A 26,696-nucleotide genomic window follows, 5' to 3' on the forward strand; every position below is an offset into this window, starting at 1 on the left:
TCATAAACTGCGCCCCGAGGTCGGCCCCGCAAAGCCAAAGCAAGCCAAAGCCAAGGTCAAATCCCGCACCGCCCTGCTTTTGTGGGAGGCGCGCCCCGCGGCGAATGCAGGTCGCAGACCTGCCAGCTAGCAGAAACTTCGCCCCGAGGTCGGGCCTCCTACAAATCTAAGCCGCCACCGCTTCAACAGTTGCGGGAGCCGCGCCCCGGGGCGAATGGTGGCGCTTACCCAGCATTTGATGCTGTTGTCACAACCAGACCGCATCCCAGTGCGGATAATCGCCGATCCGCTCCACCAGCCCTGCCCGTAGCGGATTAGCGACTACATATCTTGCCGTAGCCAGAATGTCCTCCTCTTTACGCAATGCACGATCATGAAACCCGTCTTGCCAAACGCGGCCGCCGATCCGCTTCGCTGAAATCGATTTCACCCGCCCTACAAGTTGCGACAAAGATCCGTTTCGTAACTCCAACAGCCAATGAAGGTGATCCGGCATCACCACAAACGCCAACATCCTATGTGAGCCCCGTGCCTCATCGGACCGAATTACGCGTATCAACTCACGAGCAGCAAAGAGATCTTGAAAGACCGGCCGACGATGTTTAGTTACCGTGGTGATCAAATAAATTTGCCCCTCGCCAGACCAGCGTCCCGCACGTAATCGGTTTGACGAAAAACGAGCATCCTTGCCCATAAAGTTCCTCCTGTTTGACTCAGCAGCATAAAGCCAAAAGCTTCGCCTCGAGGTCGGGCCTCCCAAAAAGCCAAGCATCGACCCCGCTTAACAATTGTGGGAGGCGCGCCCCGCGGCGAATTCAGGTCGCAGGCCTGCCAGCTTCTAAAGCTTCGCCCCGAGGTCGGGCCTCCCACCAAACCCCAGTGCAACCGCGCCGCTCTAGTGGGAGGCGCGCCCCGCGGCGAATACAGGCCGCAGACCTGCCAGCGACTAAAAGCCTCGCCTCGAGGTCGCGCCTCCCAAAAAGCCAAGCATCGACCCCGCTTAACAATTGTGGGAGGGGCGCCCCGCGGCGAATACAGGCCGCAGGCCTGCCAGTTTTCAAAAAGCATCGCCCCGACGTCGGGCCTCCCACCAAACCCCAGCACAACCGCGCCGCTCTAGTGGGAGGCGCGCCCCGCGGCGAATGCAAGCCCCAGGCCTACCAAGCGTCACAGCCTCGCACTCTAAGTCAGGGATTCCCGCACCAAACCCCAGCCGCTTTCGACCACTCCCTCCAAAACCTGACCCAAACGTTCGGGCTGTTCAAACTCTGAACAACATGCTACAAACGAACGCAACCTAAATGATCTAGCCGCTTGAAAACGAAGGGAAAACCATGACCAAGTCGGAGTTGATCGAACGCATCGTCACCCAGCAAGGCCTGCTTTCGTCCAAGGATGTGGAGCTGGCCATCAAAACCATGCTCGAGCAGATGGCGCAGGCGCTAGCCACCGGTGACCGCATCGAAATTCGCGGCTTCGGCAGTTTTTCCCTCCACTACCGCGCGCCCCGCGTCGGTCGTAACCCCAAGACCGGCCAATCCGTCCCGCTCGATGGCAAATTCGTCCCGCATTTCAAGCCAGGCAAGGAGCTGCGGGATAGGGTCAATGAAGACGAGTAATCCGCCATCTGAGCTCGGCCTTCGTCTTGGCGGCAGGGTGAGATCAAAAGCTGTTAAAACTCGTCAACTCGCGTGAACTTGTGGCCTGCTATATGGACTAATTCCGGCTCGCTTTCTTTGCAGTGAAGCGCATCCATAACAAGGAATTGGTGAAGGCCGTGCAGCAATCCACCTCTACACCCGAAGAAATAGATCTAGTCGAGCTGTTTCGTGCGCTTTGGCGGCAGAAAATGCTCATCATCAGTGTGACGCTGGTCGTCACGCTTATTGCCGCAGCCTATGCCTTCCTTGCGACGCCGTATTACGAAACCAAAACCTATTTGCGGCCCGTCCCGGGCAGCAGCCTCGATCAGCTGAACGAAACCGGTATCTATAAGCTGAGCCCCGAAGAAGCGCTCGGTCGGGTGGCGAGTGGGCTGTCCTCTTATGACAACCGGTTAGAGTTCTTCCTGGGTAACCAAGAGCTTTTTCAGAACATCCCCAAGCGAGGGGATTCACTCGAGCAAACGTTCGCGGAGTTCAATGAACAAGCATTTGAAATGCTTTTCCCGGACCCAAAGCGCACCGATAACCGCAGTGCATTCGTCGGCCTCAAGCTCACCTACCCTAAAGGAATGGAAGGCGCCACGATCGTTAATGATTTCGTTGCCTATGTACTGGAGCTCGAGCGTCGCGAAATTGCGGATGACCTTGATAGCCTGATTGGCAACCGGCTGGCCAGTCTGGAAACGAACATCGAGGCACAGCGTGCGAGCTACAACGCGTCCAAGGAAGCGAAGATCGCGACGCTGCTCGAAGAAAGCGCACTTAAACGTGCGCAGCTAAAGGATGAACTCGCAGCGTTGCGTGAAGAGTTGAAAACGCGCCGAACCAACCGAATTCAAGAGTTGAGCGAGGCCATTTCCATCGCCGAGTCGCTGGGGATTCGCACGCCCACCACTCCATCGGCTATGGCCGAGGCGCCTCGCGGTGGGGCGCAGGTGATTCGGACTGAAGTGACCAATCAGGAAATGCCGTTGTATTTCATGGGTACCGAAGCTTTGATGGCCGAAAGGGACGCATTGGCCAATCGCAAATCCGATGACTTTATCGAGCCTCGCATTTCCGAAATCCAGTCGGAACTGGCGATGCTGGAAAACAACCGAGAAGTGGAAATCCTGAAAGAGCGTGAGAGCGAAGATCTCTACCTCACCAACTTGGCAGAGCTGCGAGAAGAAGCTGCTCGTTTGAAGGCTATCAAGCTCGATACCGAGCGACTGCGCCTGGTACGACTGGACCAACCGGCGCTGCAGCCCAACAATGCAGTCAAGCCCAAGAAGGCGATGATCCTCGCTCTTGGGTTGGTACTGGGAGCAATGCTCGGCGTGTTTATCGCGCTGATTCGCAGTCTGGTAAATCGCGGCCCCAGTACCTAGCCTGCATATTAATAAGGCATTGCCGATACGGGGGCACCTGCTCACGTAGCGTGCGCCCCGCGGCCCATCGGCCTGATTGAGCATGCCAAACCAAACGCTCCGCCCGGAGCGGTCCTCTCTCCAACCCCCCGTCAAACCAGCTTCGCTTCTCTTCAGTAGGCGCGCCGTCCTAGCGAATCGTCCCTTACAGTCAGCTGCCAAGTCTTTCGAAGCGCGCCTCCGTCTACCGGCAGCCACCCATCACAAAAATCGCGCCCTCATCAGCCAGATTGAGCAAATGAAACCGTCAGTCGGGTGTGGCATCTCGCAGCACGTCTAGTGCGCTCGCTGCGCTTGTTTTTTGTGAGCTAGGTGGCAAAATGACGGCCCGCAAATACCGGCGGAACTTTTTGTTATTTTTGTAGTATCGATCCCAGTGCTGCATTCCGCTGTGCTGCAAATACGAGATGGATTTCGAAGTGAACGCTATAGCCTCTCCCGAAGCTCTCACCCCGGTGAGCTCTAATGAGATTGATCTGTTACAACTGTTCAGCGCGCTATGGAAGCAAAAAGCGCTGATAGTGGCGGTCACTCTTTTAGCCGGCGCTATCGGCATTGCCTACGCTTTGCTCGCAACGCCTTATTACACCGTTCAAAGTGTGCTGCGTCCTGCTGCGATCAAAGATCTCGACGAGCTCAATCACCTAGGCATCTATAAGTTGTCCCCCAAGCAAGCGTTGGCGCAGGTGGGAACAGCGCTAGATTCCTACGAGAATCGCTTGAGCTTCTTCCGTGACAATCAACAGCTCTTCGCCGGGCTTGCCCAGCCTGGGCGTAGCCTCGAGCAAACCTTTGACGCCTTTAATGACGAAGCCTTCAAGCTCGTGCAGCCCGACCCCAAAAAGGCAGAAGGCACAACCCCTTTCGTTGGTATCCAGCTGACCTATCCGGAAGGCATCAACGGTGTTCAAGTTGTAAATGGGTTTGTTCAGTACTCGCTCGATAGCGTACGCAAGCAGATTGCGGCCGACCTCGAAACCCTGATCGGCAATCGCCTGAGCCAGCTGGAAAAGAACATGGCCGCCGCCCGGGCCAACTACGAGGCGAGCAAAGAGATCAAGATTGCAAAACTCAAGGAGGCTGACGAGCTTAATCGCGCCCAGTTGAACGATGAGCTTTCCGCGCTGCGTCAGCAATTGAAGACTCGCCGTAACAACCGCATTTACCAGCTCAACGAAGCGATCCGTATCGCTACGTCGCTCGGCATTACCAAGCCCACCACGCCCTCATCGCTTGGCGCCGCCGAGATCACCAGTCAGGGCAGCGTGATCCGCACAGAGGTGAACAACCAGCAGATCCCGCTGTACTTCATGGGCAGTGATGCGTTGGAGGCAGAGCGCAAGGCGCTGCTTGCTCGTCGCTCTGACGATTTCACCGAGCCGCGCATCGCGCAGATTGCCCGGGAGCTTAAGCTGCTGGAGAACAACCGTCAGATCGAAACGCTGAACAGCCGTGATAACGAAGATCTTTTCCTGAAAGACCTCGCCGCCTGGCGCGAAGAGGCCGCACGCCTACGTGCCCTGCAGTTTGATACCGAGTCGCTCAAGCTGGTCTCCATCGACCAGGGCGCCGTTGAGCCGAGCAAACCGATCAAGCCGAAGAAAGCCCTCATCGTTGCACTCGCGCTGGTGCTTGGCGGCATGCTCGGGTTGTTCATCGCCCTGGTGCGGAACCTCCGTCGCCCCGTTCCTGTTATCTGACCATCCATCCGTCGGCTTGCGGCTGGCAACTCAGCCACTCCCAAACTCGGTAGAATCCCCGTTTATTTTTCAGCGGGCTCGTGGCTAGTCTGTCACGGGCGTCTTGGTGACGTTGTTAAAGGAATAACTATGCGCTATCCACACATAGACCATCACGGCGCCAAGGACGGCGTTACTGGCTCCTGCCATAAGCTGCGCATGAATGCCAGCACTAGCCTGCTGATCGACTGTGGCCTGTTCCAGGGCAGCGACGCTTCGATTCCTGATGACCCTGGCGCGGATCGCCTCTCCATAGAGTTTCCGCTGGACACTATAAAAGCGCTGGTGGCCACCCACGTGCATATCGACCACATCGGGCGCATCCCCTACCTGCTGGCGGCAGGCTTCGATGGCCCCATCTTATGTAGCGAGCCTTCCGCCAAACTCCTGCCGATCGTGCTGGAAGATGCCTTCAAGTTAGGCTTCAGCCGTGACCGGGCAAAGATCGAAAAATACATCCAACTCGTAGAGCAGCGGATCATCGCGCTGCCGTATAAACAGTGGTTCACCCTCACGGATACTGACGAGCTGCTGGCCCGCATACGGCTGCAGCGTGCCGGGCATATTCTCGGGTCTGCCTACGTGGAGATCGATCTGGCTTACCCGCAAACAGGGGAGAGCAAGCGCGTCGTTTTTTCTGGCGATCTCGGCGCGCCGCACGCACCGTTTCTGATGCCCCCCGAATCACCCGAACGCGCCGACATCCTGGTGTTAGAAAGCACCTACGGCGACTGCCTCCACGAAGACCGCAGCAACCGCCGCCATCGGCTCGAAGCCGTCATCGAGCAAGCCCTCGAAGACCATGGCACCGTCATCATTCCCGCCTTCAGCATCGGCCGCACCCAGGAATTGCTCTACGAACTCGAAGAGATCATCGACGCCAAGCTGAACAGTGCGTCTGCTCTTGTAGGAGCGAGCTCGCTCGCGAAAAAAGCCGCAGCGCCAAACGCTGACGAACCCAACTGGCCCGAACTCCCCATCATCCTCGACTCGCCCCTGGCCAGCCGCTTCACCGAAGCCTACCGAAGCCTAAAAGCCTTCTGGAACGAAGAAGCCCGTGAGCGCATCCAATCCGGACGCCGCCCGTTGGCCTTCGAACAGCTCATTACAATAGACAGCCACGGTGATCATCAGCGCATCGTTAAACATCTGGCCCAGACTGCACGCCCAGCCATCGTCATTGCCGGTGGTGGCATGTGTAGCGGCGGTCGCATCCTCAATTACCTAAAGGCCATGCTGGGGGATAAGCGGCACAACGTATTGTTCGTTGGTTACCAAGCCCAAGGGACCCCCGGACATGCCATCCAGACCTACGGGCCGAAGGGCGGCTATGTAGACCTGGATGGCGAACGCATCGACATTCGCGCTGGCATTACCAGCATCGGCGGCTATTCGGCACATGCGGACCAGAAAGGATTGGTGGCGTTTGTGACCGGGATGCAGCAGTGGCCGACAGAGATAAGGGTGGTGCATGGGGAGGACAAGGCGAGGCGGGCATTAGCCGGTCAGTTGCGAGAACATATGAGTACGAAGAATAGGCAGTACACGTCATTACCTGACGTATATTTATAACGGAGCGGTAGCGGACGAGCCAACGGCCATACCGCTCAGTTCAAATTTCAATCGTTTAGATGGATGTAATGATGGTCAGCTTGCAAGAAATTAAACTCGCTGTTATTGGCTTGGGCTATGTTGGGCTGCCTTTAGCTGTCGAATTTGGAAAGCACCGTGCTGTGGTAGGCTTCGATATTAACCACCCGCGCATAGAAGCTTTACAGGCAGGCCATGACGCTACTCTTGAAGTAAGCGATGAAGAGCTTAAGCAAGCTGAGAAACTAAGCTACACAGCAAAACTCGACGATCTACGAGATTGCAACGTATTCATTGTCACTGTACCGACGCCTATAGATGAACATAAGCAGCCGGATCTCACACCATTGGTCAAAGCTTCTGAGACTATTGGAAAGGTATTGAAGAAGGGCGATATCGTCATATATGAGTCCACCGTATACCCTGGAGCTACGGAAGAAGACTGCGTCCCTGTCTTAGAAAAGGTGTCCGGCCTGAAGTTCAACGTAGACTTCTTCGCTGGCTATAGCCCGGAGCGCATCAATCCAGGGGATAAAGAACATCGCGTTACGACAATACAGAAGGTTACGTCGGGCTCTAATCCGGAAGTAGCCGATCTGGTTGATGAACTATACAACCAGATAATTACGGCCGGGACCCACAAGGCTACTAGTATCAAAGTTGCTGAGGCCGCTAAGGTCATTGAAAATACCCAGCGCGATTTAAATATTGCGCTAATCAATGAGCTTGCGATTATATTCAATAGGATGGGCATCGATACCGAGGCGGTGCTACAGGCCGCTGGCACCAAATGGAACTTCCTGCCATTTCGCCCCGGGTTGGTCGGCGGCCACTGCATTGGAGTAGATCCTTATTACTTGACTCATAAAGCCCAAAGCATTGGATATCATCCAGAGATCATTCTTGCTGGTCGCCGCCTTAACGACGGTATGGGCGCATACGTTGTGTCGCAATTGGTCAAAGCAATGCTCAAACGTCGAATCCATGTCGATGGTGCTCGGGTTCTGGTTTTAGGCCTAGCGTTTAAAGAGAACTGCCCAGATCTACGAAACACACGGGTGGTAGATATCATTAGCGAACTAGGTGAATATAATATCGAGGTAGACGTATACGACCCTTGGGTCAGTGTTACTGAAGCTCAGCATGAATACGAAATCACTCCAATAGACGAACCAGCTAGTTGTACATATGACGGTATCGTGCTCGCTGTAGCACATAATGAGTTCCGTGAGTTAGGTGTGGGCAATATACGGCGATACGGCAAAGCTGAGCACGTTTTATACGACCTTAAATATCTGCTGAGAGCCGAAGAATCTGACCTGCGTTTATAAGCAGACCGAGTAATCAATCCGATTCATGACCTGCCAGGGATGGACACTTCAGGTTGGTGTCCTTCCAACTATTCCTTAAAAAAGTGAACGCCCATGACACGCTATGAATCGCTACTGCAAGAACTGCCGATAAAACCCAAGACTTGGCTGATTACTGGTGTGGCTGGTTTTATCGGGTCTAATCTGCTGGAATCGCTGCTTCGGCTAGATCAGTACGTAATTGGCCTAGATAATTTCGCTACTGGACATCAGCGTAATTTAGATGAAGTTAAAACGTCGGTATGTGCCGAGCAGTGGGCGCGCTTCAAATTCAAAGAAGGTGATATCCGGAACTTAGAGGACTGTCATAATGCATGCGTAGGTGTTGACTACCTTCTGCATCAGGCCGCTCTCGGTTCGGTGCCTCGCTCAATTAACGATCCAATACTAACCAACAGTACCAATATTGATGGTTTCTTAAACATATTGGTTGCTGCTCGTGATGCGCAGGTGAAAAGCTTCACCTATGCTGCTAGTAGCTCAACGTATGGCGATCATCCCGACCTTCCTAAAGTTGAAGATCGTATAGGCAAGCCATTATCCCCGTATGCAGTAACAAAATACGTAAATGAGCTATATGCCGACGTGTTCGATCGCACCTACGGCTTCGCTACGATCGGACTGCGCTATTTCAACGTGTTTGGTAAGCGGCAAGATCCCGACGGTGCATATGCTGCAGTGATCCCTAAGTGGGCTGCCGCCATTATCAAAAATGAAAGAATAACGATAAACGGCGATGGTAATACCAGTCGAGACTTTTGTTTTATCGAAAATGTTATACAGGCTAACATTCTAGCCGCAACAGCGGGGCGGGATGCAAGAAACCAAGTCTATAATATTGCGGTTGGTGATAGAACTTCGCTTAACGAGCTTTATGAAACCCTTCGTGACACGCTATCTTTCATGGGTGTTGACTTCGGACAAAGTCCTCATTATGGAGGGTTTCGAAACGGAGATGTTATGCATTCACAGGCAGATATTAGCAAGGCGAGGGAACTGCTTGGATACACACCGACGCACAACATTAATGATGGCTTGAAGGTAGCCACTGAATGGTACGTTAGTCGGCTAGGCGTATGATAAAAAGAATTATCGAAATATTTATATCTAGAGGTCTGGCTGCTGCTGGGACAGTCTTGTTGACCATGGCTGTTCCGATTTTTTATAACGTCGATGAGGCTGCTACATTTTTTACTGGCTTTGCTTTGCTATATATTCTTTCGATAGTCGCCAGATGCGGTTTCGATATATATATATTAAGAGAATCTGCGGTGCAATTCGGCGAAACTAAAAAAACCATAGAGGTTTCGCATATATCGTTACTTTTTATAACTATCATAATCTCGATCCTGATAGCCGTATTTTGGTTTTTTTTGCGATTTTATTTCCTTTCTCTTGACCATTATGCATGGGTGATGTGGACTTTGCCCGCATTCTCGGGACTTGGGCTAATATCGTTCTATCTTAGAGGAAGCGGGAATGAAATATGGGCTGCATTGACTGAGCCTGGCTCGTTGTCTTTGCTAACCGTTATTGTATTGTTTTACATAAAGCTAACGGGAAATGAGAATCCTGATCTTACATACTCTTTTACTGTCATAGCATGGGGAGTATTTTTCTTTAACTTAACTATATTTTGTTTAAAATACAAAATTATTAATTCATGCCGTCCTAATGTAAAGCGAGACTTTCTCGCTTCATACATATATTTCATAAACCAGCTCGCCAGTTACGTTTCTCAATGGTTTCCAGTGTTTTTGTTTAACTATTTTGATAAAGACCTTGTTGTATATTTTTCGGTCGCAAACAGACTGGCTACGATTGTTACATTTGTTGGGGCAACAATTGACTCTTTCTCGGCACCGAGATTCTCAGCTTACTGGAAAGCAAGCGATCTCACTGGAATAATTATATTCAAATCAAAAATGAGAAGGCTCGCTTCTATCGTATCCGTCGCTGCCTTTTTACTCGTACTTGCTGCTTCGCTTGGTTACGGCTTGTTAAGCGAGTTTGATCAGATTTTCTTCGTTTTAGTAATTACATTGTTGTTAGGCTATTCTATGTCTATAGGGATGGGCCCCAACGGCTATCTGCTGATAATGACAAACTATAGTTACTATGCGACAAAGGTTACGGTAGTTGGATGCTTAATGATAATTATAGCAGCAGCATTCTTTTCCTACTTTGGGCAGGGGCTGGCGGTTGTGGGTGCGGTCTCATTGGTTACCGTTTTTAGGTCATACTTTTTTAAACGCAAGGTGGATCAGGTAATAAAATAAAATACGATTTTATTTTTTAGTAAGAGAAAAGAATTTGTCTACTTTAATATACATTGCATGTGTGTTGGTATATTTTTTATTTTGCTTTTCAATTAAAGGAAAGTTTGGAGGTGTCACTTTTCTTTATATATGTATATCGGTGTATTTCCTTCCCGTTTTAACTGGCAGTGTGGTGGACTGGAATCTGGTTTTTGCCCGGAGCGGTTATGCCGTCCCAACAGCCGCTGATATGGCCCCTGTATCATGGTATCTGTCGTTTTTGTATATTTACATCACGGGATTAGCCATATTCTTTGAGTTTGTTTTGGGACGTAAATCGGCGTTTAATAGCAGCTATTCGGCAATGGAGGAAAAAGATAAGTATTTATTTTTTGTATTCTTTGCACTATATTTTATTGTGTTTCTATTCTTGTATTTTCACGGAAGCCTTTATAAACATGCGGCGGCGGAAGCCGACCAGGGAGCAGCGCTAGCTCTTCTTACCGCATTCTCTATTGCTACAATTGCATTTGGAATTTTTTCTTCACAAAAATTACTTATCGCATTAGCTGTCTTGGTGGCACTAAGCACTTTGATGACGGGAACTAGGACGCCGCTAGCATTTATGATGTTCTTTTTGGTTCTCAAGTATGTATATAAGCACGGTATCTCTGTTAATGAATTGACTAAACATAAGAAGTTAATTTTGTTAGGGCTGATTGGTGTTTTTGTGATTTACATTAGTAAGTATATCTATTCACATCTAAACATATATGGCATAGAAGGGTTGGGTATTTTATATACTGGAATGACAAGTGGTGAGTATTGCTATACCTGCGGATTTGAACCGGCATGGCAAATGTCTTTGTTTGATCTGGCGCGGAATAATATATATAAGTTGAGCGACATTGATTATCACCAAATGCTGTTGAGCTGGTTGGCAGTTTTGCCGATTCCTTTGTTTGTTTTTGATGGTGGTAGCGATTATGTTTCCGAGTATCTAAGAAGCGCAATATTCCCCAATGCTGCCTATTCTCTGGCTGGCAATGTGTTGATTGAGGCTTTGATATTGTTCGGAGATGTCGGCCCATTTTTGTTCATATTTTCGTGGTTTATGATTGTGTTTTTATTAGATCTGTCGATCATGCATAGCTTGAAAATTGAAAGTAAATTGCTTTTTGTGCTGTGTGTGGTGTTATTAATATATGTCGCATTTTTCTGGAATCGATATATGCTCGGCAGTGCATTGGGGCACATAAGAAATTTCTTTTATATGTATGTGTCGATCTGTTTTTTTTATGCTCTTGTAAAACATGTGAGTCGGGGCGTAAATGGAAAGCAATAACTTTTATATTATAATAAATAGCCTTTCAAAAGGCGGGGCCGAGAGAATAGCCTCTGACATCGGGTTTTATTTGGAGGGCAGAGGCTTTTGCCCTGTTTATCTCTTGCTTGATGATTCGAGTATAGAATACCCGATTGCAAGTACTGGTAAAGTGAAGCATTTACCTTTTGCAAGATTTTGCCGGGGCCCTTTATTTTTGTTTACCTTGGTTGTGCAAGCCCTGTATGTGAGGTTTAAGTATAGGGGAGAGCGTTATTTTATAAGTTTTCTGCATCGTGGAAATTTGATCAACGGGCTTTCAGCAATAGCTACGTCCAGAAAAGTAGTTGTATCTGAAAGGTCTATTTTTTCAAAATCATATCATGGTGGAAAGAAAGTGCTCATGAAACTGCTTTTGGATTTTCTTTTTAAACGGACAGATTGTTGTATAGCTGTATCTTCACTTGTCAAAAGCGAGATGCAGCATGTTTTCGGTATTCCTAGTCATTTAATAAAAGTTATAAATAACCCGGTTGATGTTGCTGTTTTTAAACCTATATCGCGCCACGCGCCAATAAGGGGTAAGAGGTTCTGTTATGTTGGACGGATGGTCCGTAGTAAGCGGCTTGACTTGGTGTTGTCGTTGTTTGAAACCTTGATGGCTTACTATCCGGGTTCGTCTTTGACTATAGCCGGAGGTGGTCCCGATTTAGAAAGAGTTAAAAAGTCGGTGTCATCAAAAAACTTAACTGGCAATGTCATATTTTTAGGTCAGATAGATGATGTTGCTGGATTAATGTCGTCCAGCGACTATCTGATCTTTATGTCAGAATACGAGTCATTCGGGAATGTGGCCCTCGAAGCATTATCCTGTGCATTGCCAGTTATTTATGCGGAGAATCTTGTAACGTTTCCAGAGATCTTCGGAGAAACAACACAACTGTCTTTCCCCGTTGATATAGACTTTTCTGAAGGTCGTATTCATGATTTGGTGGATTATATCAACAGCTTCGATGAAGGATCCTACCTAATCGAGCGAGAGAGTCGCTTGCCTATCTTTGCTAGAGACACCGCTTACGCTAACTACTTGGAGCAAGTGCTTAAATAATGTGTGGAATAGCCGGATTCAAGACCAGTTCAAACGTGAATTACGTTGAAGTACTAAACGGTATGACAAACGCGATGAAAACTCGCGGGCCTGATGACAGTGGTTTATGGTTTGATGAAAACAGTAAAACTGGCTTATGTCATGCAAGACTATCCATACTAGACCTAACCTCTACAGGGCATCAGCCGATGACCTCTAAGAGTGGTCGATTAATCATGGTGTTCAATGGCGAAATCTATAACTATAAACAACTAAAAGCAGAGTTGGGTGGTGTTGAGATTTCATGGCGAGGGACCTCTGATTCCGAAGTCCTACTAGAAGCGATAGAGCGTTGGGGGATGGTGGAGGCCTTACAAAAGGCTACAGGAATGTTCGCTTTAGCTGTAATGGATCGTAAATTAAATAAGATTTACTTAGCTAGAGATCGGTTTGGCGAGAAGCCTTTATATTATGGGCTTATGCAAGGCTCTTTCATATTTGCTTCTGACTTAAAGGCTTTGAAAATATATCCTGGAGTTGATTTCTCAATAGATAGGGTAAGCCTTGCACGTTACTTGCAATACGGGAACGTGCCGGCACCTTATTCTATCTATAAGAATGTGTTTAAGGTGGAGCCCGGTTCTGTCTTATGTGTCGATGCGGTTAGTCTCGCTGTAGATACACAACATTATTGGTCTACACAAGATTGCTTCTCTAGTTCCACGCCTAGGAATACTTCTGCAGATCAGTACGTTGATAAACTGGAGTCCGTACTTTCTGAGTCCGTTGGGTCTCAGATGATTTCGGATGTTTCTTTGGGTGCGTTTCTTTCTGGCGGTATTGATTCAACGACTGTTGTTGCTTTGATGCAGAAACACTCAACGACCAAGGTGAAAACGTTCTCTATAGGATTTGATGATCCGCAGTATAACGAGGCTGAACATGCTCGATTAGTTGCTAAACATTTAGGAACTGATCATCACGATTTATATGTTTCTGGACGAATGGCTTTAGATGTTGTTCCTTTGTTGCCCGCTATTTATGACGAGCCATTTTCTGACGCTTCGCAAATTCCAACTTATTTGGTTTCAAGCTTAGCAAAAAAGCACGTCACTGTAGCGCTGACTGGCGATGGCGGTGACGAGCTTTTTGGAGGCTACAAAAGGTATTTGCTGGCGAAGGATATGTGGGCCAAGATTTCTCGTTTACCATTGCCTGTTCGGGAAACAATTTCAAGGGCGCTGAAGTCGCTACCATTCTCAGTTCTGGATAAAACGATCACTCCCTTAGGTCGCACATTCAAGCAGCCTCTGCTGGCAGATAAATTACTTAAGCTAGGCACCGTGCTAGGAGCATCTAATCGACAAGATTTTTATAGGGATGCTTTTTTATCTTACAATTCCACACCGGCTAACTGGGTAATAGGATGTGATGCGTCTGCGGACTTTAGTTTAGAAAGTGGTTTTTCTGGTAGCTTCCTAACGGAAATGATGCTATTGGATTTAATGATTTATCTACCAAATGATAACCTTGTGAAGGTTGATCGCGCATCTATGGCTGTTTCACTTGAAACTAGAGCCCCTTTTCTAGATAAGAGTGTTGTTCAGTATGCTGCTCAAATTCCTGAGGAAATTAAGGTCAGATCCGGGGTTGGCAAGTGGCCGCTACGCCAAGTTCTGTATCGATATGTCCCTCAAGAGCTAATCGAAAAGCCGAAGGTAGGGTTTGCCGTTCCCTTAGCATCTTGGTTACGAGGTCCGCTGAGAGATTGGGCTGAAAATTACATAAACGAAAACCGCTTGCTTGATGAGGGGTACTTCAATGCTAAGATTGTTCAGGAAAGGTGGCGCGAACATTTATCCGGTAGACGAAATTGGCAATACCAATTGTGGTCGGTATTGATGTTTCAATGTTGGCTGGAGTCGGTGGGTTAGTCTTTGTTTATCCTTTCTGTTGATTTTCTAGCTATCAGCTTGCATTCGTCAGAATGCTATTGGGGTAGTGCGTATTTGTTGAGTAGGTTTGTCGAGTAATGGCCGCAATCAAGATTTTGTTTGTCGTAAATGCTCCGGAATATTTTATATCGCATCGGTTTGCTATAGCTGAACAAGCAAAGTCTAGTGGTTGCGAGATTCATGTTGCGTCGCGGGTTGACGGGCCTGCTGATGTAAAAGCTGTTAGCATCATAAAAAGCAGCGGTTTTTTATATCATGATCTCCCAATTAAGCGTGGCGGACAAAACCCGCTTTCTGAAGCTAACGCAATTTTCCGTATGTTTTGTCTTATGCAAAAGCTGAAACCCGATGTGGCTCATTTAATAACGATAAAGTCGGTGTTGTATGGCGGTCTAGCGGCTCGATGGGCAGGGGTGCCCTCGGTCTTGGCTGCCGTTGCAGGGTTGGGCACCGTGTTTATAGCTCAGTCGCCAATTGCAAAAGTACGCCGCTTGATAGTCTCTTCGATGCTTCGCTATGCGCTACAATCTCGAAATTTGGTGGTCGTTTTTCAGAATCCAGACGATCGAGATACGTTGCTTGAAATGCGATTGTTGAATTTGCATCAAAGTCGAATAATTCGTGGCTCTGGAGTTAAACTGGATGAGTATCCGTACACATCCGAGCCCAGCGGTACTCCAGTTGTCGTTATGGCCGCTCGCTTGCTGAAAGACAAGGGTGTTGTAGAGTTTATTGAGGCAGCTCGCATCCTTCGAGAACGTGGCATAGACGTTGATATGCGTATTGTTGGTGCACCAGATTTTAGCAATCCGACGAGTATCTCTAAGGCTGAATTTAATCGTTGGTCTAGCGAAAACCAGGTACGTATGTTAGGCCATCGGAACGATGTGGCTAATCAGTACAGCGCTGCTCATATCGTTTGTTTGCCTTCCTATCGAGAAGGATTGCCAAAGGCCCTGGTAGAGGCCGCTGCCTGCGGCCGTGCAGTTGTGACAACGGATGTCCCAGGTTGCCGAGATGCAATTACGCCAGGGGTGACTGGCTTGCTAGTTCCTGCGCGGGACGCGGCGGCCTTAGCAGGAGCCATACAAGAATTGATCGATAACCCAAGGCAAAGGCAGCAAATGGGTTTGGCGGGTCGAGAGTTAGCTGAGCGTGCTTTTACAATTGAAAAGATAGTGGATCAGCATATGACTATCTATAAGGAATTGTTGAGTGGAAGTTGATCGCTGCAGAGTCCTTGTGACGGGGGGGACAGGATTTATAGGCCGTAAGCTCTCGCTGGAGTTAGCGCGTAAAGATCGCTTTGTGACGATATCAAGCGTCAGACGGCCGTTGGCGCACGGCAGTGATGGGCAGTGCTGCGTGTATGTCGGTGACTTGAATGCGGTAACGGATTGGTCGGCTGCTCTTAATAGTGTTCAGGTATTAATCCACACTGCGGCCCGTGCTCATGTTTTGGCTGGTGCATCATCGAACACGCTGGATGAATATCGTCGCATCAATGTTGAAGGCACTTTGAATCTAGCAAAGCAGGCTGCTATGGCTGGAGTAAAGCGCTTCGTGTTTTTCAGTTCGATTGGTGTCAATGGTAATAACAATACACGCCCCTATACCTATTGCGACCTGGCTAACCCGGCTGAGCCCTATGCCCTGTCTAAATGGGAAGCAGAGCAGGGGCTCTGGCAGATTCAGCAAGAGACAGGGATGGAGGTCGTGATCATCCGTCCCCCATTGGTCTACGGTCCTCATGCGCCGGGCAATTTCGGCAGCCTGGTTCGTTGGATTGAAAAAGGTGTTCCTCTTCCTTTGGGCGCCATCCACAACAAGCGGTCCTTGGTAGGGATCGACAACCTGATAGATTTAATTATCCGCTGTATCGATCATCCCGCCGCAGCCAATCAAGTGTTCCTCGCAAGCGATGGAGAAGATCTTTCCACCACCGAGCTGTTGCGTAACGTTGGCGAAGCGATGGGCAAGCCCGCACGGCTGATCCCAGTACCGGCTGGCATGCTTCAGTTTGGCGCGACGTTGCTGGGCAAAAAAGCGATGGCCCAACGCCTGCTGGGTTCGTTGCAGGTCGATATCAGCAAAACCTGCGAGCTGCTGGACTGGAAACCACCTTATACGGTGCAAGAAGGGCTCAGGCGTTGCTTCGAGCGTTCCAATTGATCTATGGCTGGAGAACCCGTGATTCGACTTTTTGACTTTGTATTTTCGCTGGTGGGCTTGGTGGTTGGCTTCCCGGTATTGCTCGTGCTGACGCTGATCGGCTTGTTCGATACGGGCTCGCCGATATTTCGGCAAGTGCGTGTCGGCCGCCATCAGAAGCCGTTCACGCTGGTCAAATTCCGCACCATGAAGGTAGATACGGCATCGGTCGCCACCCATTTGGCCAGCAGCGCTTCGATTACCCGCTTCGGTCTTTTTTTGCGCAAGACCAAGCTGGACGAATTGCCACAACTCTGGAACGTGCTGAAGGGCGATATGAGCCTGGTAGGGCCACGGCCTGGGCTGTTCAATCAGGAGGAATTGACTGAAGAGCGTGCCAGGCGTGGTGTGTTCGACGTACGCCCTGGGATTACGGGGCTGTCACAAGTGAGCGAAATCGACATGTCCACGCCGGCACTGCTGGCCGAGACGGATCAGAAGATGATCAAGAGCCTGACCCTGGCTGATTACTTCAAGTACATCGTTATGACCGTGGCAGGCAAGGGCGCGGGTGATCGGGTTAGGTGAGGCTGGCCAACTTCAGGCTGTCAGCTTTTAGGTCGGCAGCCCTGCGGGCTGCATTCGCCGCGGGTCGCGCCTCCCACAGAGGGCAGAGTCCGGTAATTTGAGGTGGTTATGTTGAGGTTGGCTGAAAAGCTTCGTGCGAAACTGGTGCGGTTGCCCAGGCGCTACAAGCGCTTGATTCAAGTATCGACAGATGTGGTGTTGGTCTGGGCTGCGCTTTGGCTGGCATTCTTTATACGCCTCGGCAATTTTACCTTTGTCGACCCGCTTGGTGGTCACGCCTGGCTCTTTGGTATTGCACCGCTTATCGCAATTCCGTTCTTCATCCGATTCGGCATGTACCGCGCCGTAATGCGCTATTTCGGTAATGACGCCCTGATGGCGATTGCTAAGGCTGTGACACTCTCGGCGTTGCTGCTTTCCCTGGCGGTGTACTGGCGCACCGATGCGCCCAAGGTCATCCCGCGCTCTATGGTGTTCAACTATTGGTGGCTGAGCCTGTTCCTGATCGGCGGGTTGCGCCTGGTGATGCGCCAGTACTTCATGGGGGATTGGTTTACCCCGGATTCGCTCATCAAGTTCAAGGTGCGCAATGCAGGGTTGCCGAGGGTGGCTGTCTACGGAGCGGGTGCGGCGGGGAATCAATTGGTAGCGGCGTTGCGCTTGGGGCGGGGCATGCACCCGGTTGCGTTTATCGACGATGATCCAAACCTCTACAACCGCAGCATTGCCGGGTTACGGGTGTATTCACCCAAGCATATCCAGCAGATGATTGATGAAACAGGTTGTAATGAGATCTTGATGGCCATTCCTTCGGCTTCGCGTGCGCGTCGACGTGAGGTGTTGGAGATGCTCGAGTACTATCCACTGCATGTACGCAGTGTGCCAGGTTTCATGGACCTGGCCAGCGGACGGGTCAAGGTCGAGGATATCCAGGAGGTGGACATCGCCGACTTGCTCGGGCGCGATGCCGTGCCGCCGCAGCAAGCGCTGTTCGAGAGGTGCATTCTCGGCAAGGTAGTAATGGTCACCGGCGCGGGCGGCTCGATTGGCTCGGAACTGTGCCGGCAGATCCTCTTGAACAAGCCCAAGGGGTTGCTGCTGTTCGAGCACAGCGAGTTCAATCTCTACAGCATTCATATCGAACTGGAGCGGATGATCGAGCGGGCCTCTTTGCCTGTAAAGCTGATTCCGATCCTGGGATCCATCCGCAATCCTGACCGTCTGTTGGATGTGATGCGTACCTGGCAGGTAGAAACGATTTACCACGCGGCGGCCTACAAGCATGTACCGATGGTGGAGCACAACGTCGCCGAAGGCGTGTTGAACAACGTGCTGGGCACTATGAACACGGCCCAGGCGGCGGTGCAGGCGGGTGTGGCGAACTTCGTGCTGATCTCCACCGATAAGGCGGTGCGGCCCACCAACGTGATGGGCAGTACCAAGCGGGTGGCCGAGATGATCTTGCAGGCGCTGAGCCGCGAGACGGCGCCCGTGCTGTTCAATGCGGACGGGGCAGTGCATCACGTCAACAAGACCCGATTCACCATGGTGCGTTTCGGCAATGTGTTGGGCTCTTCGGGGTCGGTGATCCCTCGGTTCTATCAGCAGATTCGCAGCGGTGGGCCGGTGACGGTGACCCATCCGAAGATCACCCGTTATTTCATGACCATTCCCGAGGCGGCGCAGCTGGTCATCCAGGCGGGCTCCATGGGGCAGGGCGGCGATGTGTTCGTATTGGACATGGGTCAGCCAGTACGCATCGCCGAATTGGCCGAAAAGTTGATCCACTTGTCGGGCTTGAGTGTGCGCTCGGAAAAATCCCCGCACGGGGACATCGCCGTGGAGTTCACCGGGTTGCGCCCGGGCGAGAAGCTCTATGAAGAGCTGTTGATTGGCGACAATGTCAGCCCCACCGAGCACCCAATGATCATGCGGGCCGATGAGGAGTACTTCACTTGGGATGTGCTACGCGGCGTGCTGAGCAGGTTGCTCAAAGCCGTTGAGCAGGATAATTACCCGGAGGTGCGGGTCTTGCTGCGTGAAGTGGTGAGCGGCTATGTGCCTGAGGGTGAGATTGTTGATTTGATTTATCAGCAGCGTAGGGTTGGGCCGACGGAGTAGACGTGGTTTGGGCAGGCTGCGCCTGCATTCGCCGCGGGGCGCGCCTCCCACAAAAAAGCGGTGCGGAGTGAGCTTTTGATCGAGTGGGAGGGCCGCCCTCGGCGCGAAGCTTTTGGTTTCGCGGGCGAGGCGTGCGTGCAATCGTCCCAGGCAGGCCGCGAACCTATTAGTGCTTCGGATACTAGCTTCAGGTGATGCAGCAGTTAGGTCGATGGGTTAAACCGTTGCCTTATAGAAAAGCTTCCCGACTCGGCCGATGGGTTCGATCAGCTGCGGATTGTCGATCTGGTCCTGCAGCGACAAATCAATTTTGTATGGCAGGAGCAGGTCATCCAACGCCAGCTCGATATCGAGTAAGTCTTGGTGAGAGAGTTCGTTGCCCTTCAGGGTCAGATCGATATCCGAACCGGGACGGTAGTTTCCTTTAGCGCGGGACCCGTAGAGGATCGCTTCGCTGATTCTTGGGAAGCGTCGAAGCGTTTGTTGGACCGAATTAACATCATCTCGGGAGAGCCCAGTGTTCTCCAGCATCATGCGGGTTGCTCGGCTCGGCTGTGCATGGTTTGCTCAAGCTCCTTGAGCAGCAGGTGGTGCTTCAATCGGATATTGCTCAAGATTGCTTCGGCGGTTTCCTCGTTGTATGTATGCGAGGTGCGGTTGCGGTCGGTGAGCATTTGCATCCAGGCGTGACCGTCGCTGATTAGATCCTTGCTGAATGCCTCACGAATGGTGTCGCGAGAGCCTACAATCCCATCGATACCTTGCCAGACGAGGAAATCTTTCAGCGTATTCCAGCCAAGCTCATAGCAATATTCGAAGCCTTGAATAACGCCCTGCTTTTCCAGTTTCGATAGCTCCCGTTGCTGCATGAGCTCCATTGCTTCATTGAGCTGTAGCAGAGCCCTACTGTAGTTATGCAGGCGTTGTTGCCAGCGCACATCAATGTTGTTCATTCGTAGGCTCCAAGTTTCGTTTGTGCCTATGCTACAACGTCATTACCGACAAGGCCTAAAGGGTGCGTCTGTAATTCGGGAAATAGCCGCTGCGAGGTGCTCGCGCCGGCTAAAAACCCGGAGAGAGCGGATGATTTGATCGTTTTTTAGCCGAATCGCCGTTTTTGAAATCGGCAAGGGCTGAAGTCAGTCAGAAATACATGACTACTTCAGACCATCCAAAGAGAGGGCCATCCACTTCGGTTGCGCAATAACAGAAAGCAGGTGGTGGACTGAAGCCCACCCTACGACTTGCCCGCAGACCGGTGGGGTGGATGAAGCCCCACCCATCCACCGCTACCAGGGCTGGTGGTTGGTGCGTTGGCCATCGCATTGTTGAGGCTGTCACGGTGGATGAGAAAAGCGTCATCCACGTTACGGGACGGGTTAGATGATGCCTCGTACGCGCAGCCCTCGAATCTGTTCATCACTCAGGCCAAGTCCAGCCAGGACGTCATCGGTGTGTTCGCCTAGTTGCGGGCCGCCGGTGCCGATGCGGCCGGGTGTGCGCCTGAGTTTGGGGAGCACGCCGGGGACTTTCAGCGGGCCGGCGAAGGTCTCGACCTGTTCGATCATATGTCGCGCGAGGTAATGCGGGTCCTGGACAATGTCGGCGGCAGTGTAAGGATAGCCGGCTGGGACGCGTGCCGCTTTCAACGCCTCGATCACTTCGTCGCGACTGTGCTTAATCGTCCATTCGCCGATGGCCGCGTCGATGAGTTCGGCCTGCTGAGCGCGGCCGTCGTTGTGGGCGAAGCGTGGGTCGTCGGCGAGGTCCTGGCGGTCGATCAGGTTCATCAGACGCTTGTAGATGCTGTCGCCGTTACCGGCGATCAGGACATAGGCGCCATCGTTGCACAGGTATGAGTTGGACGGCGTGATACCGGGCAGGGCGCTGCCGGCGGGCTCGCGGATGTAGTCAAAGGCGTCGTATTCGGGCACCAGGCTTTCCATCATGCCGAATACCGATTCGTAGAGCGCCACATCGATTTCCTGGCCTTTGCCGCTGCGGTTGCGCTCCTGCAAGGCGAGCAACACGCCGATCACGCCATACAGCGATGAAAGCGAGTCACCGATACTCACGCCCACCCGTACCGGCGGTTGGCCCGGATAGCCGGACAGGTGTCGCAAGCCACCCATAGCCTCGCCAATCACGCCGAAGCCCGGCAGGTCACGGTAGGGCCCGGTCTGGCCGTAGCCTGAGATGCGCAGCATGATCAGGCGCGGGTTGAGCTTCGACAGTTCGTCCCAGCCCAGCCCCCACTCTTCGAGCGTGCCGGGGCGAAAGTTCTCCACCACCACATCGGCTTCGGCGACTAGCTGACGAACAATTTGCTGGCCTTCGGCGGCTTTCAGATCCAGCGTCAGGGACTGCTTGTTGCGCGATTGAACGTGCCACCAGAGTGACGTCCCGTCCTTGAGTTTGCGCCATTTGCGCAGCGGGTCGCCAACACCCGGCGGCTCGATTTTAATCACCTCGGCGCCGAACTCGCCGAGCATCTTACTGGCGAAGGGGCCTGCAATCAGCTGGCCCATTTCAATGACCTTGAGGCCATGCAGGGGCAAGCTGTTCTCACTCTGTTCGTGCATATCAACACCTATGCCAGGCCGATTCATCTTCGAAGGATGACCGCGCATCATCCTGCAGGCAATGAGCGAATCGCTGGGGCTGGATGGTTGTGACGTTACGTTGGCTGGGTTTGAGCGCACAGACATCCAGCCGAGAGGAGCGGCTGCGTGCGCTTCGACTGAAGCGTCTATGCTCTATCACAGCAGTGCGTTTCTGCAGGTTCAAAGCTTGCAGCGGCGCGGTAGCCCCACATGGATAAATGTGACGTCTGCCAGGCGCTTGGTGTGATTCGTAGGGTTCGCCTGTGAGACAGGGTTATTCGAGACGATAACAAGACCGACGAATGAGGTGTTCGCCATGAGTGCTGCGTCCCTGTATCCGGTAAGTCCAGAGGCGGCGGCCCAGTCGCTGACCGATGAAGCCACTTACAAAGCCATGTATCAACAGTCGGTGGTCAATCCTGACGGCTTCTGGCGCGAGCAGGCCGAGCGCATCGATTGGATCAAGCCGTTTACGCGAGTCAAACAGACGTCCTTCGATGACCATCATGTCGACATCAAGTGGTTTGCCGATGGCACGCTGAACGTATCGGCCAACTGCCTGGACCGGCATCTCGACACCCGCGGTGATGAGATTGCGATCATCTGGGAAGGCGACGACCCGGCAGACCATCGCGAAATCACCTACCGCGAGCTTCATCACGAAGTCAGCAAGTTTGCCAACGCGCTACGTGGGCAGGATGTGCATCGGGGCGACGTGGTCACGATCTACATGCCGATGGTTCCCGAGGTGGCCGTGGCGATGCTGGCGTGCGCGCGCATCGGCGCCATTCATTCGGTGGTGTTCGGTGGGTTCTCGCCGGAGGCCTTGGCTGGGCGGATCATTGATGGCAACTCCAAAGTGGTGATCACGGCGGATGAAGGGCTCCGTGGTGGGAAAAAGGTGCCGCTGAAGGGCAATGTGGATGAGGCGCTGACCAACCCGCAAACGCGCTGCGTGCAGAAGATCATCGTGGTGCGGCGCACTGGCGGCGACATCCGCTGGCACCCGCACCGCGACATCTGGTACGAGGACCTGATGCGCGTGGCTGGGGATGTATGCGCGCCCAAGGAGATGGGGGCGGAAGAACCGCTGTTCATCCTTTATACCTCCGGCTCTACCGGCAAGCCGAAGGGCGTGCTGCATACCTCCGGCGGTTATCTGCTATATGCGGCACTGACCCACGAGCGGGTGTTTGACTACCGGCCCGGCGAGGTCTACTGGTGTACCGCCGACGTCGGTTGGATCACCGGGCACAGCTATATTATTTACGGCCCGCTGGCCAATGGCGCTACCACCCTGATCTATGAGGGCGTGCCCAACTATCCGGGCGTCACGCGAATCGCCAGGATCATCGACAAGCATCAGGTGAATATCCTCTACACCGCACCGACTGCGATTCGTTCGATGATGGCCGAAGGGCCCGCGGCGATGGAGGGCGCCGATGGTTCGAGTCTGCGTTTGCTCGGCACCGTGGGCGAACCGATCAACCCGGAGGCCTGGCACTGGTATTACGAGACGGTCGGCAAATCGCGTTGCCCGGTCGTCGACACCTGGTGGCAAACCGAGACGGGCGGCATCCTGATTAGCCCCTTGCCTGGCGCTACTGCGCTGAAACCCGGGTCGGCGACGCGGCCTTTTTTCGGCGTGGTGCCCGGGTTGGTGGACAATCTCGGCAACCTTCTCGAAGGGGCTACCGAAGGCAATCTGGTTATCCTCGATTCCTGGCCAGGGCAAATGCGCAGCATTTATCGAGATCACGATCGCTTCGTTGATACCTATTTCAAGACCTTCCGCGGCATGTATTTCACCGGCGATGGTGCTCGGCGTGACGAGGACGGTTACTACTGGATCACCGGGCGAGTCGATGATGTGTTGAACGTATCCGGGCATCGCATGGGTACCGCGGAAATCGAAAGTGCGATGGTCGCGCACCGCAAAGTGGCCGAAGCGGCGGTGGTTGGCGTACCGCACCCGCTGAAGGGGCAGGGGATTTACGTGTACGTGACGTTGGTGGCGGGCGAGGAGCCCTCCGATCAGTTGCGCCAGGAGTTGCAGCAGTGGGTACGCAAGGAAATCGGGCCAATTGCTGTGCCCGATGTCATCCAGTGGGCGCCGGGCTTACCCAAGACGCGCTCAGGCAAGATCATGCGTCGCATCTTGCGCAAGATCGCCACTGACGAACACGATGCGTTGGGTGATATCTCGACCCTGGCTGATCCAGGCGTGGTGCCGCAGTTGATTGAAACGCACAACCAGATGCGCGCTATGAGTTGATCGGCAGTGACTCCCGGCCATCGGGCCGGGGGGCACCCGGACCTAAGCTCACCCGTTGGTCATCGCGTTTTGCGTCTCATGGTTGGCTGCTGGTTTGTCTTTCGGCACACCTGCTACGGTCAGCTCGGGAAACTTTCCGCCGACGAACTCGACACTGCGGGTCGGGAAGGCGAACTGCAGGCCCATCTCGCGGATGCCGTCGAGCAGCTGCAGGTTGATCTCTTGCTGGGCGTCCATGTAGGCGTTGTAGTCCGGGACCTGCATGATGTACACGACTTCGAAAGTCAGCTGGCTATCATCGAAGGCCAGGAAATGCGCTCGGTCGAAATTGGCGTTATCCACGCCATCAACGATCCGTTTCACCAGCGCCGAGACTTCGCGCACCTTGTCTGACGGTGTGTTGTAGGTAATTCCAAACTTGAACACGATACGGCGCGTATTCATACGCTTGTAGTTGTGCAGGATTTGCTTGAGTAGATCTGCGTTGGCGCACACCACCTGCTCGCCGCTCAGGCTGCGAATGCGGGTGGTCTTCAGGCCGATATGTTCGATATTGCCCGCCACCTCACCAAACACGACGAAATCGCCGATCTCGAACGGCTTATCGATCCCGATCGAAAGCGAAGCGAAGATATCGCTGAGCAAGGTCTGTACCGCCAGGGCGATGGCAATACCACCCACGCCCAGACTGGCCACCATGGCCGTGATGTCTACACCGAGATTGGCGAGGATCGACAGCAGCATCATTGTCCAGACAACCATGCGTACCATGATCCCGATGATTGTTGTGGTGACCGGATTACGCGTCTTGCCGTCGTGAGTCAGGCTCTCCATCCAGAGGCGGACGGCGGTGTCCATCCACAGTGCTATCTGGAACGCCAGCGCGATAAACCAGCCGTGCGACATCGCCGCTTCCCATCGCTCCGGCAGTTGAACGGCCTTCAGCGCGATCAGCAGTGACAGGGCGATCAGCAACAGGTGGCTGGTGCGGCTCAGCATCTCCGCGGCGATGCCAACGAAGCCGCTCCTGGAGCCCTTCGCCAGCTTGCGAAGACGGTTGGTGATGATCCGCAGGACGGTCTGCAGGATGAGATAGCTGGCAATCGTGATGCCAGCAATTATGGCGATGTTGATCCAAAGCTCTTCGTCCAACATCACATCCCAATTTATCAAGTCATTTCCTCCCGACATGCGCGACCAAGCGCTTAAGCAGTGGCTCCTGTTTCAGTAGCCGCTGCAGCGCATTAGTTCCCACTATAAAGAGGTCGGTGACGCGAGGAAGGCAGGTGGTGAGGGTGTAGGCTATCAGCGAAGCGGTGCGAGTTCTTTCAGCTCCTGGTAACCGCCAGCGTTAAAAACCTGGGTATAACCCAGCTCCTGGAGCAGATTCTGCGCGGCTGAGGCTCGGCGGCCGCTACGGCAGTAGAGCACCACGGAAGCATCCTTATCAGGGGCAACAGCCGCGATGCGCTCCGCAAGATCTTCCGTCTCGATACGTGTAGCACCAGACAGGGCGCCTTCGGCGAACTCCTGCTCGGTGCGCACGTCGATCAGGACACTGTTAGGGCGCTGCAGCGCGTCCAGCGCGGCTGATTGATTGACTTGAGCGCCATTGGCGGCAGCGGTCGCAACCGTTGCAATGATCAACAAAAACAGGCGGGACAGGACTTTCATCGGTGGCCTCATTCTGGCGGAGTCAACTGATCAGTCGCGTGAGGTTCGGCAAGATCAGAATCACCGCGGTGGCGAACAGAATCATCGTAGCCTGTCTGACCTTTTTGTGTTTGAACATGATGGCGGCCTTTTGATTATTTTGGTTGTTCTGGCGGATCAGCTGGGCTGTTCCAGACCGATCTCGACCTTGGAGGTTTTTTATTCAAGCTTCGGCGTAAGGAAAGCAATATGTGGGCCACGCAAATGTAAGGGGCGATGCACCGAGGCCTGCTCTACCAAATGTCGCTCCGCTTGTAGGCGTGCTGGCGATCTGATTTTGTCGCCGGGTAAGCCTTCCGCTAGAGCGCTTTGGTTTCGAACCGGGGTGCGGCTGGTCTTATCTTCAGAGGAGGCCCTAAGAGATGTGTTTGCTAGGGATGGAGCTTTTGCTTCATGGCTTGTCACTAGCCGCTTGGCATTTCTGAGTGCCGCATTGCCGGATCCAATGGCCTGATGGATCGTTTGGAAACGTCTAAATTTTCGCTGGCGGCAATTCGGGTGGAATCGAAACAACAAGGTAGCGGGGCGATGCAGCGCTGCCCTAATGCCTGAATGCTTGGCGGTGCATCGCCTTAGCGTACGAGCGCAACGAGCCACACCCTTTTGGGATTGCATACTGCAGAAACGACAAAGCCCCGATGGACGGGGCTTTGTCGTTTGATCTGGCGGTGAGGGTGGGATTCGAACCCACGATACGATTTCTCGTATACACACTTTCCAGGCGTGCTCCTTCAACCGCTCGGACACCTCACCGGGTCTCGAAACACGCGTTGTCCTTCGAGGCGCGCTAATGTAGCCGAAGAGCCTGCGGATGGCAAAAAGTTTTTTAGTTTTTTCATGCGCTTAAGG

At 52.6% G+C, this 26,696-nt stretch carries 21 protein-coding genes and 1 tRNA gene; 15 read left to right on the forward strand and 7 right to left on the reverse strand.

Annotated features, from left to right (window positions below):
- Window positions 1-247 precede the first annotated feature (247 nt).
- Window positions 248-694, reverse strand: coding sequence for an REP-associated tyrosine transposase (locus AAGW23_RS11025; RefSeq protein WP_342406559.1), 447 nt, complete (start codon window positions 692-694; stop codon window positions 248-250).
- 640 nt (window positions 695-1,334) lie between these two features.
- Here AAGW23_RS11025 and ihfB point away from each other — a divergent pair.
- From ihfB to AAGW23_RS11095, 14 genes are all read left to right on the forward strand, one after another.
- Window positions 1,335-1,619 carry an integration host factor subunit beta gene (gene ihfB / locus AAGW23_RS11030; protein WP_019340642.1) on the forward strand — a complete coding sequence of 95 codons (285 nt, stop codon included), beginning with the start codon at window positions 1,335-1,337 and terminating at the stop codon, window positions 1,617-1,619.
- A gap of 158 nt (window positions 1,620-1,777) precedes the next feature.
- The gene (locus tag AAGW23_RS11035) at window positions 1,778-3,034 is read left to right on the forward strand and encodes a Wzz/FepE/Etk N-terminal domain-containing protein (RefSeq protein WP_342406560.1); all 1,257 of its coding nucleotides are present in this window, start codon (window positions 1,778-1,780) and stop codon (window positions 3,032-3,034) included.
- 458 nt (window positions 3,035-3,492) lie between these two features.
- A complete protein-coding gene (locus AAGW23_RS11040; RefSeq protein WP_342406561.1) occupies window positions 3,493-4,773 on the forward strand; it encodes a Wzz/FepE/Etk N-terminal domain-containing protein in 1,281 nt (426 codons plus the stop codon).
- A gap of 129 nt (window positions 4,774-4,902) precedes the next feature.
- Window positions 4,903-6,384: an MBL fold metallo-hydrolase gene (locus AAGW23_RS11045; RefSeq protein ID WP_342406562.1), complete on the forward strand. Its 1,482-nt coding sequence runs from the start codon at window positions 4,903-4,905 to the stop codon at window positions 6,382-6,384.
- A gap of 71 nt (window positions 6,385-6,455) precedes the next feature.
- Window positions 6,456-7,733, forward strand: a complete 1,278-nt coding sequence (tviB, locus tag AAGW23_RS11050; protein WP_148924838.1) for a Vi polysaccharide biosynthesis UDP-N-acetylglucosamine C-6 dehydrogenase TviB — start codon at window positions 6,456-6,458, stop codon at window positions 7,731-7,733.
- Window positions 7,734-7,826: 93 nt separating this feature from the next.
- Complete coding sequence (locus tag AAGW23_RS11055; RefSeq protein WP_148924839.1) at window positions 7,827-8,852, forward strand: NAD-dependent epimerase/dehydratase family protein; 1,026 nt, start codon at window positions 7,827-7,829, stop codon at window positions 8,850-8,852.
- Window positions 8,849-10,051 (forward strand): lipopolysaccharide biosynthesis protein, encoded by a 1,203-nt coding sequence (locus AAGW23_RS11060; protein ID WP_148924840.1) that lies wholly within the window; start codon window positions 8,849-8,851, stop codon window positions 10,049-10,051. The genes AAGW23_RS11055 and AAGW23_RS11060 overlap by 4 nt, the downstream gene beginning before the upstream one ends.
- A gap of 172 nt (window positions 10,052-10,223) precedes the next feature.
- Window positions 10,224-11,375, forward strand: coding sequence for a hypothetical protein (locus tag AAGW23_RS11065; protein ID WP_342406563.1), 1,152 nt, complete (start codon window positions 10,224-10,226; stop codon window positions 11,373-11,375).
- Complete coding sequence (locus AAGW23_RS11070) at window positions 11,362-12,462, forward strand: glycosyltransferase (protein WP_148924842.1); 1,101 nt, start codon at window positions 11,362-11,364, stop codon at window positions 12,460-12,462. The genes AAGW23_RS11065 and AAGW23_RS11070 overlap by 14 nt, the downstream gene beginning before the upstream one ends.
- Window positions 12,462-14,375 carry an asparagine synthase (glutamine-hydrolyzing) gene (gene asnB, locus AAGW23_RS11075; RefSeq protein WP_148924843.1) on the forward strand — a complete coding sequence of 638 codons (1,914 nt, stop codon included), beginning with the start codon at window positions 12,462-12,464 and terminating at the stop codon, window positions 14,373-14,375. Before AAGW23_RS11070 ends, asnB begins: the two co-directional genes overlap by 1 nt.
- A 98-nt stretch (window positions 14,376-14,473) precedes the next feature.
- Window positions 14,474-15,622, forward strand: coding sequence for a glycosyltransferase family 4 protein (locus tag AAGW23_RS11080; RefSeq protein ID WP_148924844.1), 1,149 nt, complete (start codon window positions 14,474-14,476; stop codon window positions 15,620-15,622).
- Window positions 15,612-16,568, forward strand: a complete 957-nt coding sequence (locus tag AAGW23_RS11085; protein WP_262366638.1) for a UDP-glucose 4-epimerase family protein — start codon at window positions 15,612-15,614, stop codon at window positions 16,566-16,568. The genes AAGW23_RS11080 and AAGW23_RS11085 overlap by 11 nt, the downstream gene beginning before the upstream one ends.
- An 18-nt stretch (window positions 16,569-16,586) precedes the next feature.
- The gene (locus AAGW23_RS11090; protein ID WP_148924845.1) at window positions 16,587-17,135 is read left to right on the forward strand and encodes a sugar transferase; all 549 of its coding nucleotides are present in this window, start codon (window positions 16,587-16,589) and stop codon (window positions 17,133-17,135) included.
- A 108-nt stretch (window positions 17,136-17,243) separates the two neighbouring features.
- Entirely contained in the window at window positions 17,244-19,256 is a 2,013-nt protein-coding gene (locus tag AAGW23_RS11095) for a polysaccharide biosynthesis protein (protein WP_423835295.1), read from the forward strand.
- A 216-nt stretch (window positions 19,257-19,472) separates the two neighbouring features.
- Here the strand turns inward: AAGW23_RS11095 and AAGW23_RS11100 are convergent, their stop codons facing one another.
- From AAGW23_RS11100 to AAGW23_RS11110, 3 genes are all read right to left on the reverse strand, one after another.
- A complete protein-coding gene (locus tag AAGW23_RS11100; protein WP_148924846.1) occupies window positions 19,473-19,790 on the reverse strand; it encodes a nucleotidyltransferase domain-containing protein in 318 nt (105 codons plus the stop codon).
- Window positions 19,787-20,209 (reverse strand): nucleotidyltransferase substrate binding protein, encoded by a 423-nt coding sequence (locus AAGW23_RS11105; RefSeq protein ID WP_148924847.1) that lies wholly within the window; start codon window positions 20,207-20,209, stop codon window positions 19,787-19,789. Before AAGW23_RS11105 ends, AAGW23_RS11100 begins: the two co-directional genes overlap by 4 nt.
- A gap of 426 nt (window positions 20,210-20,635) precedes the next feature.
- Window positions 20,636-21,838 carry a CaiB/BaiF CoA-transferase family protein gene (locus AAGW23_RS11110; RefSeq protein ID WP_342406564.1) on the reverse strand — a complete coding sequence of 401 codons (1,203 nt, stop codon included), beginning with the start codon at window positions 21,836-21,838 and terminating at the stop codon, window positions 20,636-20,638.
- 337 nt (window positions 21,839-22,175) lie between these two features.
- Between AAGW23_RS11110 and acs the strand changes: the two genes are divergently transcribed.
- Entirely contained in the window at window positions 22,176-24,134 is a 1,959-nt protein-coding gene (gene acs, locus AAGW23_RS11115; RefSeq protein WP_342406565.1) for an acetate--CoA ligase, read from the forward strand.
- 48 nt (window positions 24,135-24,182) lie between these two features.
- Here acs and AAGW23_RS11120 read toward each other — a convergent pair whose 3' ends face one another.
- From AAGW23_RS11120 to AAGW23_RS11130, 3 genes are all read right to left on the reverse strand, one after another.
- Window positions 24,183-25,304 carry a mechanosensitive ion channel family protein gene (locus AAGW23_RS11120; RefSeq protein ID WP_148925029.1) on the reverse strand — a complete coding sequence of 374 codons (1,122 nt, stop codon included), beginning with the start codon at window positions 25,302-25,304 and terminating at the stop codon, window positions 24,183-24,185.
- Between the two features lie 135 nt (window positions 25,305-25,439).
- A complete protein-coding gene (locus tag AAGW23_RS11125; protein WP_262366639.1) occupies window positions 25,440-25,808 on the reverse strand; it encodes a rhodanese-like domain-containing protein in 369 nt (122 codons plus the stop codon).
- 702 nt (window positions 25,809-26,510) lie between these two features.
- Window positions 26,511-26,600, reverse strand: a tRNA-Ser gene (locus AAGW23_RS11130).
- Window positions 26,601-26,696: the final 96 nt, after the last annotated feature.

It is taken from the genome of Stutzerimonas chloritidismutans (assembly GCF_038562055.1).
Lineage (GTDB): Bacteria > Pseudomonadota > Gammaproteobacteria > Pseudomonadales > Pseudomonadaceae > Stutzerimonas > Stutzerimonas chloritidismutans_A.